This window comes from Nocardia sp. NBC_01503, from assembly GCF_036327755.1.
Classification (GTDB): Bacteria; Actinomycetota; Actinomycetes; order Mycobacteriales; family Mycobacteriaceae; genus Nocardia.
On the sequence record NZ_CP109596.1, the window covers coordinates 2188993 to 2206900 of the forward strand.

At 65.4% G+C, this 17908-nt stretch carries 15 protein-coding genes; 9 read left to right on the top strand and 6 right to left on the bottom strand.

Going from position 1 to position 17908, the window contains the following annotated elements:
- The first annotated feature begins 50 nt into the window (after positions 1–50).
- Genes OHB26_RS09905 through OHB26_RS09915 form a run of 3 tightly spaced genes read left to right on the top strand, consistent with a single transcriptional unit; the run spans position 51 to position 3110 of the window.
- Positions 51–1316 carry a glycosyltransferase family 4 protein gene (locus OHB26_RS09905; protein ID WP_330183893.1) on the top strand — a complete coding sequence of 422 codons (1266 nt, stop codon included), beginning with the start codon at positions 51–53 and terminating at the stop codon, positions 1314–1316.
- On the top strand, positions 1310–2041 hold the full coding sequence (locus tag OHB26_RS09910; RefSeq protein ID WP_330183894.1) for a class I SAM-dependent methyltransferase: 732 nt from the start codon (positions 1310–1312) through the stop codon (positions 2039–2041). Before OHB26_RS09905 ends, OHB26_RS09910 begins: the two co-directional genes overlap by 7 nt.
- On the top strand, positions 2028–3110 hold the full coding sequence (locus OHB26_RS09915) for a prenyltransferase (protein WP_330183895.1): 1083 nt from the start codon (positions 2028–2030) through the stop codon (positions 3108–3110). The genes OHB26_RS09910 and OHB26_RS09915 overlap by 14 nt, the downstream gene beginning before the upstream one ends.
- A gap of 632 nt (positions 3111–3742) precedes the next feature.
- On the opposite strand, the gene OHB26_RS09920 is transcribed toward OHB26_RS09915, so the two are convergent.
- Together OHB26_RS09920 and OHB26_RS09925 are read right to left on the bottom strand one after the other, a co-directional pair.
- Positions 3743–5275, bottom strand: a complete 1533-nt coding sequence (locus tag OHB26_RS09920; protein WP_330183896.1) for an HNH endonuclease signature motif containing protein — start codon at positions 5273–5275, stop codon at positions 3743–3745.
- An 87-nt stretch (positions 5276–5362) separates the two neighbouring features.
- Positions 5363–6016 carry a class I SAM-dependent methyltransferase gene (locus tag OHB26_RS09925; RefSeq protein WP_330183897.1) on the bottom strand — a complete coding sequence of 218 codons (654 nt, stop codon included), beginning with the start codon at positions 6014–6016 and terminating at the stop codon, positions 5363–5365.
- Positions 6017–6104: 88 nt separating this feature from the next.
- Here OHB26_RS09925 and OHB26_RS09930 point away from each other — a divergent pair, with 88 nt between their 5' ends.
- Together OHB26_RS09930 and OHB26_RS09935 are read left to right on the top strand one after the other, a co-directional pair.
- Positions 6105–6698: a TetR/AcrR family transcriptional regulator gene (locus OHB26_RS09930; protein ID WP_330183898.1), complete on the top strand. Its 594-nt coding sequence runs from the start codon at positions 6105–6107 to the stop codon at positions 6696–6698.
- A gap of 87 nt (positions 6699–6785) precedes the next feature.
- Positions 6786–8138, top strand: a complete 1353-nt coding sequence (locus tag OHB26_RS09935) for a cytochrome P450 (protein ID WP_330183899.1) — start codon at positions 6786–6788, stop codon at positions 8136–8138.
- A 5-nt stretch (positions 8139–8143) separates the two neighbouring features.
- Here the strand turns inward: OHB26_RS09935 and OHB26_RS09940 are convergent, their stop codons facing one another.
- Together OHB26_RS09940 and OHB26_RS09945 are read right to left on the bottom strand one after the other, a co-directional pair.
- Positions 8144–8632 carry a glutathione peroxidase gene (locus OHB26_RS09940; RefSeq protein WP_330183900.1) on the bottom strand — a complete coding sequence of 163 codons (489 nt, stop codon included), beginning with the start codon at positions 8630–8632 and terminating at the stop codon, positions 8144–8146.
- 57 nt (positions 8633–8689) lie between these two features.
- A complete protein-coding gene (locus OHB26_RS09945) occupies positions 8690–9922 on the bottom strand; it encodes a cytochrome P450 (RefSeq protein WP_330183901.1) in 1233 nt (410 codons plus the stop codon).
- A 231-nt stretch (positions 9923–10153) separates the two neighbouring features.
- Here OHB26_RS09945 and OHB26_RS09950 point away from each other — a divergent pair, with 231 nt between their 5' ends.
- Positions 10154–11791, top strand: coding sequence for a GMC family oxidoreductase (locus tag OHB26_RS09950; RefSeq protein WP_330183902.1), 1638 nt, complete (start codon positions 10154–10156; stop codon positions 11789–11791).
- A gap of 162 nt (positions 11792–11953) precedes the next feature.
- Entirely contained in the window at positions 11954–12949 is a 996-nt protein-coding gene (locus OHB26_RS09955) for a TIGR03617 family F420-dependent LLM class oxidoreductase (RefSeq protein ID WP_330185566.1), read from the top strand.
- 23 nt (positions 12950–12972) lie between these two features.
- Here OHB26_RS09955 and OHB26_RS09960 read toward each other — a convergent pair whose 3' ends face one another.
- Positions 12973–14577: a PKD domain-containing protein gene (locus OHB26_RS09960; RefSeq protein ID WP_330183903.1), complete on the bottom strand. Its 1605-nt coding sequence runs from the start codon at positions 14575–14577 to the stop codon at positions 12973–12975.
- A gap of 413 nt (positions 14578–14990) precedes the next feature.
- Positions 14991–15614: a TetR/AcrR family transcriptional regulator gene (locus OHB26_RS09965; protein ID WP_330183904.1), complete on the bottom strand. Its 624-nt coding sequence runs from the start codon at positions 15612–15614 to the stop codon at positions 14991–14993.
- Positions 15615–15740: 126 nt separating this feature from the next.
- Between OHB26_RS09965 and OHB26_RS09970 the strand changes: the two genes are divergently transcribed.
- Both OHB26_RS09970 and OHB26_RS09975 read left to right on the top strand, forming a co-directional pair.
- On the top strand, positions 15741–16856 hold the full coding sequence (locus OHB26_RS09970) for a hypothetical protein (RefSeq protein ID WP_330183905.1): 1116 nt from the start codon (positions 15741–15743) through the stop codon (positions 16854–16856).
- Positions 16857–16858: 2 nt separating this feature from the next.
- The gene (locus OHB26_RS09975) at positions 16859–17887 is read left to right on the top strand and encodes a phosphotransferase family protein (RefSeq protein ID WP_330183906.1); all 1029 of its coding nucleotides are present in this window, start codon (positions 16859–16861) and stop codon (positions 17885–17887) included.
- Positions 17888–17908: the final 21 nt, after the last annotated feature.

Genomic DNA, 17908 nt, shown 5'->3' on the forward strand with positions numbered 1-17908 from the left:
ATTAACACTCCCCCAGTAGATTTCGCTGCGCCCCGACGAAAGGCCGAGACGTGCGTATTGCCCTGCTGTCCTATCGCAGCAAAACCCACTGCGGAGGCCAAGGGGTGTATGTCCGCTACCTCAGTCGTGGGCTGGCGGAGCTGGGACATGAGGTCGAGGTGTTCTCCGGACAGCCGTACCCGGAGCACCTCGATCCCCGGGTGCGGTTGACCGAGGTGCCGAGCCTGGACCTGTACCGGGACGAAGATCCCTTCCGGACACCGGGATTGCGTGAGATCCGGGACGGGATAGACCTGCTCGAGGTCGCCACCATGTGGACCGCCGGATTCCCGGAGCCACGCACCTTCAGCCTGCGGGCGGCACGGGTCCTGCGCGAGCGCGCGGCGGAGTTCGATGTGGTGCACGACAATCAATGCCTCGGCTACGGGCTGTTGGATATCGCCCGGCATCTGCCACTGGTGGCGACCATCCACCACCCGATCACCCGGGATCGGGAAGTGGATCTGGCGGCCGCGCCGTGGCGGCGGAAACCGTTCCTGCGCAGGTGGTATGGGTTTCTGGGAATGCAGGAGAAGGTGGCGCGGCAGCTTCCCGATCTGATCACGGTGTCGTCCTCCTCGGCCGCGGATATCGTCAGCGACTTCGGGGTGTCGGCCGAGCAGGTGCGCACGGTACCGCTGGGGGTGGACACCGAACTGTTCCGGCCGCGCGAAGAGCCGCGGGTGCGGGGGCGGATCGTCGCGGTGGCCAGTGCCGACAAGCCATTGAAAGGCATTTCACATCTACTCAATGCCGTCGCCCGGCTGCGGGTTACCCATGAGCTGGAATTGCGGCTGGTCGCCAAGTTGGAGTCGGAGGGCCCGACCGAGAAGCTGATCGCCGAACTCGGGCTCGCGGATATCGTGACACCCGTCAGCGGGCTCGATGACGAAGCACTCGCGCGGTTGCTGGCCTCCGCCGAGATCGCCTGCATTCCCTCACTGTACGAAGGGTTTTCACTACCCGCGGTGGAGGCGATGGCCAGTGGTACGCCGCTGGTCGCCAGTCGCGCCGGGGCATTGCCCGAAGTCGTCGGCGACTGTGCCGAACTGGTCGAGCCGGGCAATGTGGATGAATTGACCCGGGTACTGGGCGCACTGCTGGACTCACCCGCCCGCCTACACGAGCTGGGTACGGCGGGCCGGACCCGCGCGCTCACCGTCTTCAGTTGGGAAGCCGTTGCCGCACAGACGGTTTCGGTGTACGAACGAGCTATGGCCCGGCACGGGTCCCGTCCGGTGATCACCCCCATCCGCCAGGAGGCGCACACATGCTGACCGTCGACTTCGACCGCCTGGGCATCGGCCCGGGCACCCGCGTCATCGATGTGGGGTGCGGGGCCGGACGGCATTCCTTCGAGGCGTACCGGCGCGGGGCCGATATCGTCGCCTTCGACCAGAACGGCAGCGATCTGGCCGATGTGGATGTCATGTTCAAGGCCATGGCCGATGCGGGCGAGGCACCCGAATACGCCAAGGCCGAGACGGTGCGCGGTGACGCCCTCGACTTGCCTTATGGGGACGGCGAATTCGATGTGGTGATCGCCTCGGAGATCCTCGAACACATTCCACAGGACGAGGCTGCCATCGGGGAGCTGGTACGGGTGGTCAAACCCGGTGGAGCGCTGGCGATTACGGTGCCGCGCTGGCTGCCCGAGCGGATCTGCTGGGCACTGTCGGACGAGTACCACGCCAATGAGGGCGGGCATGTGCGGATCTATCGGGCCGACGAACTGCGCGACAAGGTCACCGCACGGGGTTTGAGATTTATCCACAGGGCGCACGCACACGCGCTGCACTCACCGTACTGGTGGTTGAAGTGCGCGGTCGGGGTCGGCAATGACAAGCATCCGGCGGTAACCGCGTACCACCGAATGCTGGTGTGGGACATGATGTCCGCACCGCAGTTGACCCGCACCACCGAGCGCTGGCTGGACCCGCTCATCGGCAAGAGCGTGGCGCTGTACTTCGCCAAACCGGCGGTCCGCAGTGCCCGCCGCTGAGCTACCCGCCGTGCCGGGTGTGCTGTCCGCACGGGACTGCCTGCGCACGGCCGAAACCATCGCGGCGGCACAGGAATCCGATGGGGCGCTACCCTGGTTCACCGGCGGGCATACCGACCCGTGGGATCACATCGAGAACGCCATGGCCTTGACCGTCGGCGGGCTGTGGGATCAGGCGCGCGATGCTTATCGGTGGTCCGCGAAGACCCAGCGGGATGACGGGTCCTGGGCCATGCAGTTCCGGGACGGTGTAGTCGAGAACGCGGACAGTGACACCAACTTCTGCGCGTACATCGCGACGGGCGTCCTGCACTACCTCACCAGCACGGGGGATTCCGCTTTCGCACAGGAGATGTGGCCGACCGTCCGCGCCGCCATCGACTTCGTGCTCTCCCTGCAACAGGGCCGATTCGGGGAGATCCACTGGTCCCTCGGCCCCGGCGGATCCTCCGGCGAAGCGCTGCTCACCGGCTGCTCCAGCATTTTCCACAGCCTGCGCTGCGCACTGGAGCTGGCGGAGCAGTTGGGTGACCCGCAACCGTCCTGGGAGGTCGCCGCACTCCGGCTCGGCCACGCGCTGCGCGATCATCCGGAGGCGTTCCTCGACAAGAGCCGCTACTCGATGGACTGGTACTACCCGATCCTCGGCGGCGCGATCCGGGGGCGGCGCGGGTACGACCAGATCACCGCGCGCTGGCCGGATTTCGTGATCCCCACCCTCGGCATCCGCTGCGTCTCCGACCAGCCCTGGGTCACCGGCGCGGAGACCTGCGAACTGGTGCTCGCCCTCGATGCGCTGGGCGACCAACGCCGCGCTCGCCAGCTATTCATCAACATGCAGCATCTACGCGATCCGGACGGGTCCTACTGGACTGGGCTCGTCTTCACCGATGGCAAACGGTGGCCTGAAGAGCGCACCACCTGGACGGCTGCTGCCATGCTCCTTGCCGCCGATGCGCTCAGCCGGGCTACGCCTGGTAACGGGATCTTTCGAGATCTGCTTCCCAGTCTCCGGATTACCGGTGGTCATTGTGAGTGTGCCGCAGGTATGTACCCGGGGCCTTCGTAGCAGACTTGGACGAATCATCCTCAGCCCCAGCGGGGTTCGGAAGAATGCCACGATTCTTCGGAGTGGTTACCTCGTCTGCCGTACCCCGCTTCGGCTCCCCCATTGGGAGCCGCACTCTCACCTCCCAGCCTGGCCGGCTGGCTGTGGGAACCTTCAGAACCACAACGACGAAAGACAAGAACAACAAGACACAAGACGCCAGGACGAGAAGAACCACCCACTCGAAGTAGACAATCCGAGCAAGGTGAGGCGTCTCGGGGTGCCCGTACCCCACTTCCGAGGTGACCGCACCACTGACACAGGGCTATCACACCCCGTGTACTGGTATCACACCCCGTACAAGGGGTGTGCGGGTTAGACAGGGGGTGTGATGGCTTCGGGGGTGGGGGTTTTGGGGGTTTTGGTCTTTGGGGTTTGTGTCTTTGCTCGAGATCGGGACCACGGCTACCCGGCCAGGCTGGGTCGTGAGTGTTCGCGCCTGAGGGGGGAGCGAAAGTCGGGTACGGCAGGCGAGGTTCCCACGCTGAAGAATCGTGGCATTCTTCCGAACTCGGCTGGAACGTGATGTCCCGTACGGTATTCGGCTACGAAGGCCCCGGGTACATCCCGGGTGCAGGGCAGAGCAATACCACCTAGAACGGTGCGATATCCCCATAGCCGGGAACGGCTGGGGCATTCACCCGCTGGGGCTTCCGCCTCCGCTGCGATGGCGTGCAGTAGACATGAACCAGCTCAGTGAGTTCATTGACCGCACGACCGGGATTTATCAGTGGCTCGATAGGTTCCGGTTCCGGAACCCCGCCTGCGGTGACGACGGGTATCGGGATGCGAGGGAAAAGGAACTTCGCGCCCTCGGGTGAGGTGGTGATGGTTCCCCCGGTGGGCGAGCGCCATTCCACGCGGCGATCCGAGTGGTGCACGACCTGCCAACCATTCGCTCCGTTGTCGGCGAGAGTCTTGAGCCGATGGTGTCGGCGACAACGACATCCGAGATTGGATTCCGTTGTGCGACCCCCGTTTTCCGGATCCCGGTGATCAAACCGGTCCTGGTGGTCGAGATCGGTGGCCATCGCGGGCACTCCACAGCCCGGCGCACGACACGCACCATCGAGCGCCCGCACCCGACCAGCCAGCCGAACGCCGGGGCGATACCGCTGCTCCGCCGCAACCTCCGGCTCGGCTGGAGCGGCGCTGGCAGCAGTTCCGGGAGCGGCATCTGCGGCACTACCGGAAGCGGCATCGTCGACAGCCACGGGTGCGGCCGCGGGAATGATGTCGAAGTTGGCGTACTGGGCGATCTTGCGAGCCAGCTCGGGATCGATGGCACCGAAGGCAGCCAGCAGCGCCGGGTTGTCCTGGAGCCCGGCGAGCGTCTCCGCCGAGACACCCACCTGTACAAGGGCTTTCCGCGCGGGCGCGGGCTTCTCGTCACCCGCGCGCGGGCAGGTGTCCATACCGCACTGGCAGGCCAGACGACCACTGCCGTCGGCGAGCGCGACAAGGGCGTCGGCGCGGCGCTGGTTGGTGGTGCGTGGATCCTTGGTACAGCACTGGGTATTCGCCATTTCACGCAGACGCTCGTAAAGGGTCTGCGCGCCGTGGGCGGGCAGCACGCCGTCGAGAATCGCGGTGCCGTCATCGGCGGCCTTCACGTTCACGTAGCGATCCGCCTCGGCGGCCTTGCGGCGCGTGGTCTGTCCAGCGGGGTCGAGCTCGAGCAGCCAGCGACGCAAAGTGCGCTTCACCCGGGAAGGTTCGGCATTCTCCGCGTAGACCGCGATACGCGGTTCCACCAGCGCCACAAGCTCATCCGAAGCATTGTTGAGCACTTCATGAATGGCACGAGCCCGCATGAGGTCGATGCGACCCGCGGCGAACGCATCCCGGGTATTCGGCAACCGCGCCTCCAGCGACAACCCGAGCGCGATCACCCCATCCGCATGCCGCTGCGAAACCTTGAGCACCACACCGATTTCCGTAGCGGCATCTTCCCCCGCATACACGGCGCGCACGCCAACCTCGAGCTGCTGCTCCCGCCGCAACCGATAAAGCCGAGTCATCAACGCAGCTTCCTCGGCCTGTTTGGCAGCAATCACCGAGTGCACCGCCGCGAGCCGCTCCACCAGCTGATAGCCGGTAAGCCCCTCAACAGCAGTTTCGCTCATGCATTCGATTTTAGTCGCCGCACAAGCGACACGCGATCATAACCAACCGAACACGCCGCGTAAACTCCTGGCAATCAACAAGATTCGTCAGTTACAGGCGGCATTACGCTGCAAAATCCGCAGCGACCCGGTAACCGAAAGCTCACGGAACTTCCCGGAGTCCAACGCCCGCCGATAAATGTTGTACGGAGCCTGCCCGCCATCGGCCGGATCGGGAAAAACGTCATGAATGGCCAGCAGTCCACCCCCGGCTACCCAATGCGCCCAGTTGTCGTAATCCCGCTGCGCCGCCTCTTCGGTATGCCCACCGTCGACGAACAGCAGCCGCAACGGTGTACGCCAAATGCGTGCCGCCGCAGTAGAAGAACCGATGATCCCGATCACCGTCTCGGTCAGTCCCGCGCGAATCATATTGCGCCGGAACGTCGTTACCGTATCGAACACCCCGGTCTCCGGATCCACCAGGCTGGTGTCGTGATACTCCCAGCCCGGCTGATGCTCCTCCGAGCCACCGTGATGATCGACGGTGAACACGGTCGCACCGGTCTCCCGAGCCGCGGCGCCCAGATAGATGGCGGACTTACCGCAGTAGGTCCCGATCTCCAGAATGGTCCCGTCCCCCGCATAGGTGCGAGCGGCTTCGTACAGTGCGCGGCCTTCTCCCGGCGGCATGAATCCGGTGATTTCTTCGGCCAATGCGAACAGTTCAGCGGCGTCGGCGGAAATGTCAGCCCGTGTCATACGAAAACCTTTCTGGGGCGCGCGCATTGATACGGAATACGCATCGGCGAGTTGCCCGGAGAGCGGACCCATAGTAGCATCCGGACACGTGTCTGATTCCCTCTCCGACCGCCCGGTGGTAAGCCTCGAGGCGACCCGCCGCCGCCTCACCGAGAAGCAGGCCGATACCGTCGACCGGCTCACCCGGGCGGCGATGGAGGTGCTCTCGCGGGAGGGGTTCGCCGGGCTCACCGTGCGGATGGTCGCCGCCTCCGCGGGGGTGGGCACAGCTACCGCCTACACCTACTTCTCGTCCAAGGAACACCTGGTCGCGGAGATGTTCTGGCGCCGACTGGCCTCCACCCCGGCGCCCGCGCTGGAGGATGCGGACAGTACGGTGCGGGTGGTCGCGGCGCTGCGGCAGATCGCCATGCTGATGGCGGATGAACCGGCGCTGGCGGGTGCGGTGACGAGCGCGCTGCTGGGGACCGATCCCGATGTGGCGCATCTGCGGTTGCGGATCGGGGCCGAGATTCGGCAGCGGCTGGTCGACGCGCTCGGCGCGGACGCCGATCCGGAGGTCGTGGACACCCTGGAAATGCTGTACGCGGGCGCACTGCTGCGCGCGGGCATGGGGTACGCCTCGTATGCCGAAATCGCGGATCTGCTGGAGAAATCCGCGCTGCGCGCATTGCGTGACTGATATTCCGCGACTGAGATCCCTTGCCGTGCAATCACTCCCGTAGTACCGTCCAGACAGGTGTCTGCTCCAGTGCGGGAGGTATTTCCGATGACCTTTGTCAAGCCACGGCAGGTCTCGGGCGGCGAGCACGAGCACGGCCACCTCGAGGAGTTCCGGACCGATCCCATCGCCCTCATGGCCCGGGTGCGCGCCGAATGCGGGGATATCGGATCATTTCGACTGGCCTCACGGGATGTCATCCTGCTGTCCGGTGCGCAGGCCAACGAGTTCTTCTTCCGCGCCGGTGACGAGGACTTGGATCAGGCGGCCGCCTACCCGTTCATGAAGCCGATCTTCGGGGAGGGCGTGGTCTTCGACGCGCCACCGGAGCGCCGCAAGGAGATGCTGCACAACACGGCACTGCGCGGTGATCAGATGCGCGGGCACGCCACCACCATCGCCCGTGAGGTGGATCGGATGCTGGCGTCCTGGGGCGACTCCGGCGAGATCGATCTGCTCGAATTCTTCGCCGAACTGACCATTTACACGTCCTCGGCCTGCCTGATCGGCACCAAGTTCCGAGAGGAGCTGGACGAGCGGTTCGCGCATCTCTATCACGAGCTGGAGCAGGGCACCGACGCCTACTGCTATGTGGATCCGAACGCGCCGATCGAAAGCTTCCGGCGCCGTGACGAGGCCCGGCATCAACTGGTGAAGTTGGTGCGCCACATCATGGCGGGACGGCTCGCGAATCCGCCTGTGGGCAAAGAGGATCGGGATATGCTCGATGTCCTGGTATCGGTGCCGGACGAGAGCGGGCAGCCGCGGTTCTCGGCCAGCGAGATCACCGGGATCTTCATTTCGATGATGTTCGCGGGGCACCATACGACCTCGGGGACGGCGGCCTGGACGATTATCGAACTGCTGCGGAATCCGGATGTGCTGGCAGCGGTCGTGGCTGAACTCGATGAGCTCTTCGCGGACGGCGCGGATGTGAGTTTCCATGCGCTGCGGCAGATTCCACGGTTGGAGGCGGTCCTCAAAGAGGTACTGCGCATGCATCCGCCGCTGATCATTCTGATGCGCGTGGCCCAGGACGAGTTCGAGGTCTGCGGCAATCGCATCGCACCCGGCGACCTGGTGGCGGCGACACCCGCTGTCTCCAACCGGATTCCGGAGGACTTCCCGAATCCCGACACCTTCGATCCGGGCCGCTATATCGACCCGAATCAGGAGGATCTGCTCAATCGCTGGACCTGGATCCCGTTCGGCGCCGGACGGCATCGCTGTGTCGGAGCCGCCTTCGCGCTCATGCAGCTGAAGGCGATCTTCTCGATTCTGTTGCGCGACTGGGAGTTCGAGCTCGCCCAGCCGTCCGACACCTACCGCAACGACCATTCGAAGATGGTCGTGCAGCTGGAACAGCCGTGTGCGGTGCGCTATCGCAGGCGCACCGCGTAATCTGGCTAGAGCGCGCCTTCGATGGCCGCGATCACCGACGGGTCGGTCGGCTCGGTGCGGGGACGGATGCGGGCGAGCACGGTGCCGTCGCGGCCGAGCAGGAACTTCTCGAAGTTCCACTGCACGTCACCGGCGGTGCCGTCAGCGTCGGCGACCTGGGTCAGCTCACGGTAGAGCGGGTGCGCGCCGTCACCGTTCACCTCCAGCTTCTCCAGCAGCGGGAAGTCCACACCGTAGGTGGTGGAGCAGAATTCGGCGATCTCCTCGGAGCTGCCGGGCTCCTGGCCCATGAACTGATTGCAGGGTGCGCCGATCACGGTGAATCCGCGCGGGCCGTACGTCTGCTGGAGTTCCACCAGACCGGTGTACTGCGGGGTCAGGCCGCATTTGGAGGCGACATTGACCAGCAGGACCACCTGGTCGGCGGCCAGTTCGGCGAGCGTGGTGGGCTTATCGGCCAGGGTCTGCAGCGGAATATCGCGAAGTGAGGTCACGTCCTCGAATATAGAACGGGTTCGGCGAGGTCGCCGGACCACCCATATTCGAGCGCCTCACTCGTACCGGACCTGCCAGTGTTTGATGCCGTTGATCCAGCCCGCCCGCAATCGCTGCGGCGGTTCGTCCTCGCTGATCCGGGGCATGGCATCGGCGATGGCATTGAACATCAGGTCTATCTCCAGCCGCGCCAGATTCGCGCCGACGCAGAAGTGCGCACCGGTCCCACCGAACCCGACGTGCGGATTCGGATCGCGCAGCACATCGAATTCGAATGGCCGCTCGAACACGTCCTCGTCGAAATTGGCTGAGCTGTAGAACAATCCGACCCGATCACCCTGCCGGATCTTCTGCCCGCCGAGTTCGGTATCGCACAGAGCGGTGCGCTGGAATGAGGTGACCGGTGTTGCCCAGCGCACGATTTCGTCGGGTGCGGTGCGCGGGCGCCGTTCTCGATACAGTTCCCACTGCTCCGGATAGTCGACGAATGCCTTCATTCCGTGCGTGATGGCATTGCGGGTGGTTTCGTTGCCCGCCACCGACAGCAGGATGACGAAGAATCCGAATTCGTCCGAACCCAGTGCCTCCCCGTCGATATCGACGGTCACCAGCTTGGTGACGATATCGTCGGCAGGACAGGCACGGCGCTGTTCAGCCAGGTTGTAGGCGTAGCCGAGCAGTTCGGCATTGGCGGTCATATTCGCCCCGGCGAACTCCGGGTCGTCGAAGTTCAACAGCTGATTCGACCAGGCGAAGAGCTTGTGCCGATCGTGTTGCGGCACCCCGAGCAGTTCGGCGATGGCCTGTAGCGGAAGTTCGCAGGCCACCTGCTCCACGAAATCTCCGCCGCCGGTCTTCTTCGCCTCGGCGACAATAGCCGCGGCGCGTTCGGTGAGCGCTTTGCGCAGCCCCTCCACCGCGCGCGGTGTGAAGCCCTGGGAGATGATCCGCCGGATCTTGGTGTGTTTCGGCGGATCCATATTGATCAGCAACGCACTTCGTGACAGTTCCAACTGTTCGGGTAGCGAATCCGCAGGCATCCGGATGATGGAACCCTTTTCGTGCGAGGACCAGATGTCCGGTCTGCGGGACACCTCCTTGACATCCTCGTATCGGGTGATCGCCCAGAAACCCGCGTCGGTGAATGGCGCTGCCTGTTCGGGTGTCTGGGCATTCCACCAGACCGGTGTGGTGCGCCTGAGCGCGGCAAACTCCGCGGCTGGACTGTGATCGGCCCACAGGGCCGGATCGGTGAAATCGAAGCCTGCCGGTAGCGACGGAACAGACACTGTTCCTCCTCGCGCATATTGCCGCTATGATCGCGAAACTGAAACGTGTTTCACATCGATTGAACCACGTGGACGGGTGCGGCGGACCGGGTTTCGCCTACCCCGGCAACCGGCTTGAGCCAGCAAACCGGCAGAATCTGAAGAACAAGTGGACACCCTGCCCAATCTGTGCGCAGACTAGAACTTGTTCTACAGTGACCGCAGGCACACTCGAGGATGAGGTAACGAAGAATGACCGCTTCTCCGCGCTCCGGGGATTCCGCGACCGAAGCCGATTACGTCGTTGTTGGTTCGGGCAGCGCCGGCGCCGTGGTGGCGGGCCGACTCGCCCAACGCGGCGCCAGCGTGATCCTGTTGGAGGCCGGCCGCAAGGACAACACCCGCATGGTCACCATGCCGGGCGCGATCAGCATGGTGCACACCGTCCCGCAGCTGAAGAAGCGCGTGACGTGGAAGCAGTTCTCCACCCCGCAGAAGCACGCCAACGACCGCCTGATCCCGATGACCCGCGGCAAGGTGCTCGGCGGCTCCAGCTCCGTCAACGGCATGCTCTACGTGCGCGGTAACCGCGCCAACTTCGACTCCTGGGCCGCCGAAGGCAATACCGGCTGGAGCTACGAGGATGTGCTCCCGGCCTACAAGAGCCTGGAGAACTGGCAGGACGGCGCGAGCGAACTGCGCGGCGCGGGCGGCCCCATCGAGGTCACCCGCCAGCAGGACCTGACCCCGATCGCCCAGCAGTTCATGGTCGCCGCCTCCGAGACCCTCGGCGCGCCGATCATCGAGGACTACAACGGCGCATCGCAGGAGGGCATCTCGATCTTCCAGCAGAGCGTCAAGAACGGTCTGCGCTACAGCTCCTCGCGCGGCTTCATCACCGATATGCCGAACTCGAACCTGACCGTGCTCACCCATGTGCACGTCACCCGGATCGTGATCGAGAACGGCCGCGCCACCGGCGTCGAGCTCGCCGAGAAGAACGGCAGCCGCCGGATCGTGCGCGCCGCCAAGGAGGTCATCGTCTCCGGTGGCGTCGTCGGCTCGCCGCAGCTGCTCATGCTCTCGGGCATCGGCCCGGCCGGACACCTGCGCGAGCTCGGTATCGACGTGGTGGCGGACCTGCCGGTCGGCCAGAACCTGCACGACCACCTGTTCGTCCCGATGACCTTCATCTCCAAGAAGGCCATCCACCGCGGTATTCCGACCCACTTCGCCAGCGGCATCATGCAGGAACTGGCCCGCCCGGGCAGCTCCTGGATGGGGCGCACGGTCTTCGAGGCGTGCGGCTTCGTCAAGACCAAGTTCGCCGACGGCGACTACCCGGATATGCAGATCCACACCCTGCCGTGGAGCTACCCCATCCCCAACCAGGATGAGGACAAGCTGCACCTGGTCGATCGCCGCCCCGGCTTCACCATCTTCCCGAGCCTCATCTACCCCAAGAGCCGCGGCGATCTGCGACTGGCCTCGAACGATCCGTTCGCCTCGCCGCTCATCGACCCGGGCTACCTGAGCGATCCGCGGGATACCGAATTTCTCGTCGAGGGCATTCGGATGATCCGGGAGATCATGGCGCACAACAGCATCGCCAAGGACTGGACCGAGGAGCTCGCCCCCGGACCCGCCCTGCAGGACGAGTCCGCGCTGCGCGCCGAACTCCCCAACCGCGTGCACTCCATCTACCACCCGGTCGGCACCTGCCGCATGGGTGTGGACGAGCGCGCCGTGGTCGACCCGACCCTGAAGGTGAACGGCATCGAGGGCCTGCGCGTGGCCGATGCCTCGATCATGCCCAGCATCACCGGCGGCAATACCAATGCCCCGAGCTACATGATCGGCGAGAAGGCCGCGGAGTTCATCGGCGCGTAGTTCGCCGCACCGGACGGCGATTCCGCGGCGCTGTTACTTCCCTTGTAGCCGCGGAACCGCCGGTCACCCAACCACGACCTGCGGTGACCATGCTCCGCCCCGGGCCTGCACCATCAGCGCCCCGGGGCGGAGTTCTGCTTTCGAGAGGAAATCATGGCAGCGCTGCCGCTGGATGTGTGGCTGAACAGCCCGCTCGCCGAATCCGCCACCCGGGCAGCGCGATTGCGCGAGCTGGGGGTGGACGGGGTGTTCACCTTCGAGGGTGCGCACGATGTGTTCTTCCCGCTCACCCTGGCCGCCGGGTCCGGGCTCGGCCTCATGACCAATGTGGCAATCGCGTTCCCGCGCAGTCCTGTTCATCTCGCACATGCGGCATATGACCTACAGACGTTGTCCGGCGGGCGTTTTCGGCTCGGACTGGGCTCGCAGATCCGGCCGCACATCGAGCGGCGGTACGGCAGCACCTGGTCGCGGCCGGTGGATCGACTCGGCGATACCGTCGCGGCGGTTCGGGAGATCCTGCGCGCCTGGCAGACCGGCGAGCGACTCGACTACCGCGGGGAGTTCTGGCAGCACACGCTGATGCCGCCGAACTTCGATCCGGGACCCAATCCGCACGGCGTGCCGCCGGTGCTGGTGGGTGCGCTCGGACCGCGCATGACCGAGATGGCGGCGCGGGTGGCGGACGGACTGCTGGTCATGCCGTTCAATACCGAGCGGCACTTCCGGGAACGCACCCTGCCCGCGGTGGACCGGGGGCTGGCCGGATCCGATCGGCCGTTCGAGATCATCGTCGAAGCCATTGTGGCCATGGGGAATACCGAACAGGAGCTGGACGAGGCACGGCGGTCGGTGCGCAATCTGCTCGCGTTCTACGGGTCCACGCCGTCCTATCGCCCGGTGCTCGAGGTGGAAGGCTGGGCGGAGCTACAGCCGGAGCTCAATCTGCTCTCCAAACAGGGCCGCTGGCGGGAGATGGCCGGTTTGATCGATGATCCGATGGTGGACGCGCTGACGGTGAGCGGAACACCCGCCGAATGCGCGGCGCGGATCCGGAATCGCTACGGGGACAGGATTTCCCGAGTGTGCTGCTACTTCCCCGGATATCCGGTGACCGACAGCGCCATCGCGGAATTGGCCGCCGCCCTGCACAACTGACTCCGTACAGGGCGGTTCGACCCTCAGCCGATGACGATCGGCTCCTGGAGTTCGTACATGGCCCGCCGCCCGGTCATATCGGTGACCACCAGGCGCGGCAGATTCGGCCCCGGATCCCGGTAGGCGTGCGCGACCTCCGGACCGTCCGTGGTGGCGTGCGCGCCATCGCCGAAGTACCAGTCGTACTGGCGAATCGCGCCGCCCGCGGGCGCACCGTCGAATTCCACCGTCGTCCCGGCCGGTCCGGTCGTCTTCGACACGGTGAACCCGCTGCCCGAAGGTCCACCGCCACCGAACCATTCGCGCACCGCCGGATTGAGCAGGAAGGTTTTGGCGAACTCCCGCGCGCCGTCCACATCCGCATGACTGACCGCGGCGGTACGGCACTGCGGCGGCGCTTCGATATGCGGACAGGCCAGCAGGCGGAGCGAAACCTCCTCATCGCCCAGCGGATTCATCCACGGGCCGTGATCACCGTTGCCCTGGCTGACCAACCCGTCGGCGGCGACCGCGTACACCTCGCCCGCGGCGGTATTGGCCTGCTCCGCCGCCTGCCGGAAGGTTTCGGCCGATACCCGGATGAACTCGGACCAGCGGGCGCGCAGCGCCTCCGGGGCATCGGGCGCGTCCTCACCGTGGAAGTAGTTGGATACCAACACCTTCGGACTACCGGGCAGGGCGTGTGCCTTCTCGATGGCGGCGCGCATACCGCGCCCGCCGTAGCCGAGCTTCGCACCGCTGAAATACGGGACATGCGCGGCCGGATTGTCCGCCTCGGCCCCCGCTCCCCCGCATTCGCGCCGCACCGCTGCGGTCACATCCTTGGTGCCGGGGGTGAGGCCGACCGGAATGCCGAAGAGCGGATCCAGATCGTTGATACAGCCGTCGAGTAGCACCAGATCCACCGGATAACCGCCCGCTCGGGCCTCGGTTCCGGCCTGTTCCAATTGGCAGAACACATCGGGTAATCGGTCGGTGCCGGATTCGTCGGTGGTCTTGGCATCGACCGGACAGTCGGCGTCCTCGGTATCGGCGTGCAGGGCGGGCGCGTCCAGCGCGGCGCCGGAGACCGAATAGTCGTGTAATCGGGCGGTGCGGCCGGTCTGCGTGCCGAGCGTCTCGGCGGTGAGGTCGGCGAAGGTGCGATCCAAGCCCAGCCCCTGCCCCCAGGTCACCGAGTCGCCCGCCGAAACCACGTGCAGCGGACGGCATTCGCGGCTCACCCGTAGATTCCACGGCTTGCCGTAGCCGCCGACCGCGCCGCCGGGCACTCTCGCGCGGGCGTCCACGCGTAGTCGGCCGTCCGCGGGTAGCTCGTCCTGGCGGATATCGAATCCGACCGTCACCACATCACTGTTCACCGGGGTGATGCCGGTGCGAATCGGTTGTCCGCCACCGAGAATGCGCCACTCCACATCGGCGTGTGCGGGCACGCCCGGCGGGAAGTACACGGCCGTGGTGCCGTGTAGCGCGCCGTCGCACTGTCCGGCGGCAGGGGTGCTGACATCGATTATCAGGGGTAATTCGGTGCCGATATCGGCCCTGGCCAACGGCCCGGCCACCGCGGTAGCACCCACCAGCGTGGGCAGTAGCGCCGCCCGGCACCAGCGGGATCGCCACAATTTCACATGCGCCTCCTGAGAGTTCCGCGTCTTGACAGCAGCCATAGTGCGGGCGACACGCGCAGCGCCGACCAGGCGCGCCGGATTGGCCGAATTTAGTCCTTTTGACCGGCGTGTCTGCTGGTCTACGGCGTTTCCTCGAATTGCAAGATCTTGTTAAGGCCGTGCCAAGGGCCGGGCCGCATCGTTGTCCTCGACGCCGGGTCCGCCCGGCGTCGAGCCCGGCCGGGGGAACGCTGGGGCACGACCCGTCCACGAGGGGTGTCGGGTCGTGCTCCAGGGCGGCCGGTTCGGTGCGTTCCGGTAATGCCGGGTCGCCGCCCGGCGATCTTGTTCACGAGTATCGTTGAAGCAAGTGCGCCAAGGAGATTGGATCCGACGATGGAAACAGTGGTCGTCTTTCTGTTGGCCTGCGCGATCTACTGGTTCGGGCTCATACGCTGACCGGCCGGAGTCGACGCCACCGCGACCAGAGCGTCGGCGATCTGTGCGCAGAAGGCATCGGCGTCCTCGGTGCCGTGGGTGAGTGCGCGGAACAGCGTCGCACCGCGCAATAGTTCGAAGACGGCGTCGGTATCGCAGTCGGGCGCGGCCTGGCCCAATTCCGCCGCACCGGTCAGCAGTTCGCGCAGAACCTCCCGGGTCGGGAGTTCGCCGCGGTCCAGTAGACGCCGGTAGCTGTCGTGGTCGTCGTGGTACTCCGAGAGCAGACCGGGAATGGCCGAGCGGGCCGCCGGATGCGCCGATGCGGACAGGAACAGTCGGGTCCAGGCCAGTAGATCCGCTCGCAGATCACCACTGGGTTCGGGGTGCGCGAACTCGTCGAGCGCGAAGATCGCATCCTCCACCAGCGCCCGCTTACTGGGCCAGCGTCGGTAGATCGAGGTGGTGACCACCCCCGCGCGCCGCGCGACCGCGGCGATGGTGGTCGCCTGGTAACCATCGCTGACCAGCAATTCCTGCGTGGCGGTCAACAGCTGTTCGTCCAATTGCGGATCACGGGGCCGCCCCGGGCCGGAGCGGATCGGCTGGGGTGCGCTCACCGGGTCCTCCAAAAATCTTCGGAAAATTCTGGGTTTGAGGTTACATCCAGAACGTGTTTCAAATACGCTGTGCCTCGTATTCGAATTATGTGGCCGCGGCCACATGCTCACCGAGAGGCACCGTCGATGTTGACGCCCCAGGACGAACTGCTCTGCCATCAGCTGCCCACCACCTTCGACCACGTTCAGCAGAGTGATCTGCGCTGGACCGAGCGCGTGGTGATGTACGGCTTCGACAAGACCAAGCGGGTCAGCGTCATGACCGGGATGGCGCGGTATCCCAACCGCAACCTCATCGACGCCTACGCCATGATCACCATCGGCGACAAGGCCCATACCGTGCGCCTGTCCCGGCAGATCGACGACCGGTACGACGGACTCGGGTCGTGGCAGGTCGGGCCGTTCACCTACGAGATCGTCGAGCCGCTGCGCAAGGTGCGCGCGACGCTGGTCGAGAACGAGCACAACATCAAGCTCGAGCTCGAATTCGACGCGCAATTCGCGGCTTACGAGCAGGAGCCGGCGTTCTTCCGGACCCGCGGACGGGTGCGCGAGGACGCGCGGCGGTACTACCAGAACGGGCAGGTCGCCGGATTCCTGGAGGTCGAGGGCGAGCGGATCGAGATCGACCCGTCGAGCTGGTGGTTCGGGCGCGACCACTCCTGGGGCACCCGGCACGGCGGTGGTGGCGGCGCGATCAACGAGGGCGGCGGCATCCTGCAGCCCAATGAGATTCCGGACGGCGTGCTCTACTACATGGGCATCTTCCAATTCGAGGACGAGCTGGTGCATTTCGCGCAGCGCGAGACTCCGGAAGGGCATCGCTGGCACTTCGAGGGCAATATCCTCGCGCCGCTCGGATCGGACGCGGAGCCGCAACCGGTGCGCGATGCGAGCCATGAGCTGACCTTCCGGGACGATTTCCGAATCGTCAGCGGTGGCACCTTCACCATCATCGACGCCGCCGGAAAGTCGCGCGAATTCAGCATCACCCCGGTCGGCGACTTCTGGCCCGGCCTGGCCGGATATGACACCTACCGCGGCTATGCCTCCGGCGTGTGGAAGGGCGAATCCTGGAGCGACAGTTTCGTCGCCGATCTCACCGATACCGCCGACCTCAGGCAGGTCAGCATGCTGTCGGAGACCTTCTGCCGGATCGAAACAGAGGGCAAGGTCGGCTACGGCCTGGTCGAAATGGTCTTCATGGGCCGCAATGAGAAGTACGGGTACGAGGGGTACTGAGTTTGAGCATCGAGCGATTGCCGGCAGAGCGGCTGGCGACGGCACTGGAACCGCATGTGCACCGGAACTTCCCGGTGTCCGGCGACGCCCGGATCCGCAATTTCAAGCGCACCGATCGCGGCTTCGCCACTGAGACATATCTTTTCGAGGTCGAGGACGAAAGCGGCACGCTACCACTGGTTTTCCGGCGGCCACCGGAGATGTCACTGTTCCCCGACTACGATCTGCTGCGGCAGGTGCTGGTCATGCAGCGGCTGGCCGCCACCGATATTCCGGTGGCGACACCGATCTGGCTGGACCGGGCGGGCCAAGACCTGGGCAGCCCGTACTTCGTGATGAACAAGCTGGCGGGCGAGGCGCCCGGCGACTATCCGTCGTATCACGTGACGGGCAACTACTTCGAGGCCACGCCCGAGGAGCGGTCGCGGATGTGGTGGGGCTGCATCGATGCCATCGCCGATATCCACCGGTTGGATTGGCGGGCACTGGGGCTGGACTTTCTGGCCCTGCCCAAGCATGGCGGTCAGCCGATCGAACAGATCGTGAACTACCTGGACGCGGCGCTGCGCTGGGCGACCGAAGGGGCGCTTCCGGAGACTTACGCCAAGGCCATCGGATATTTGCGGGACAACCGCTACGAACCCGAACATCTCGTGCTGTGCTGGGGCGACGCTCGCATGTCGAACATTTTGTACGACAAGGACTTGCGGGTCAGTGGCGTCCTCGACTGGGAGATCGCGTACCTCGGCGACCATGAGGCGGACCTGGCCTGGATGCTGTTCCTGGACTGGGCCAGCTCCACCTACGAAGGGCACGACCCGCTGCCGGGCACGCCGACCCGCGAGGAGACCATCGCCTACTACGAGAAGCGCACCGGGATGCGGGTGCGCAATCTGGTGTTCAACGAGATCCTGGCCGCGGTTCTGTTGTCGGTTCCGTTGCTGCGCATGGCGAATCGAATCCAACTCCCGCCGGAGATGAACATCACGGGTTTCTGCACCACCCGAATCGAGCAGTTGCTGGAGAGATAACCGGTCGCTGCTGAAAAGAAC

Excerpts from the sequence above, each read along its gene's own strand:
- OHB26_RS09910 (WP_330183894.1), top strand. The coding sequence starts at position 1,310 with ATGCTGACCGTCGACTTCGACCGCCTGGGCATCGGCCCGGGCACCCGC.
- OHB26_RS09920 (WP_330183896.1), bottom strand. The coding sequence starts at position 5,275 with ATGAGCGAAACTGCTGTTGAGGGGCTTACCGGCTATCAGCTGGTGGAG.
- OHB26_RS09925 (WP_330183897.1), bottom strand. The coding sequence starts at position 6,016 with ATGACACGGGCTGACATTTCCGCCGACGCCGCTGAACTGTTCGCATTG.
- OHB26_RS09935 (WP_330183899.1), top strand. The coding sequence starts at position 6,786 with ATGACCTTTGTCAAGCCACGGCAGGTCTCGGGCGGCGAGCACGAGCAC.
- OHB26_RS09950 (WP_330183902.1), top strand. The coding sequence starts at position 10,154 with ATGACCGCTTCTCCGCGCTCCGGGGATTCCGCGACCGAAGCCGATTAC.
- OHB26_RS09970 (WP_330183905.1), top strand. The coding sequence starts at position 15,741 with ATGTTGACGCCCCAGGACGAACTGCTCTGCCATCAGCTGCCCACCACC.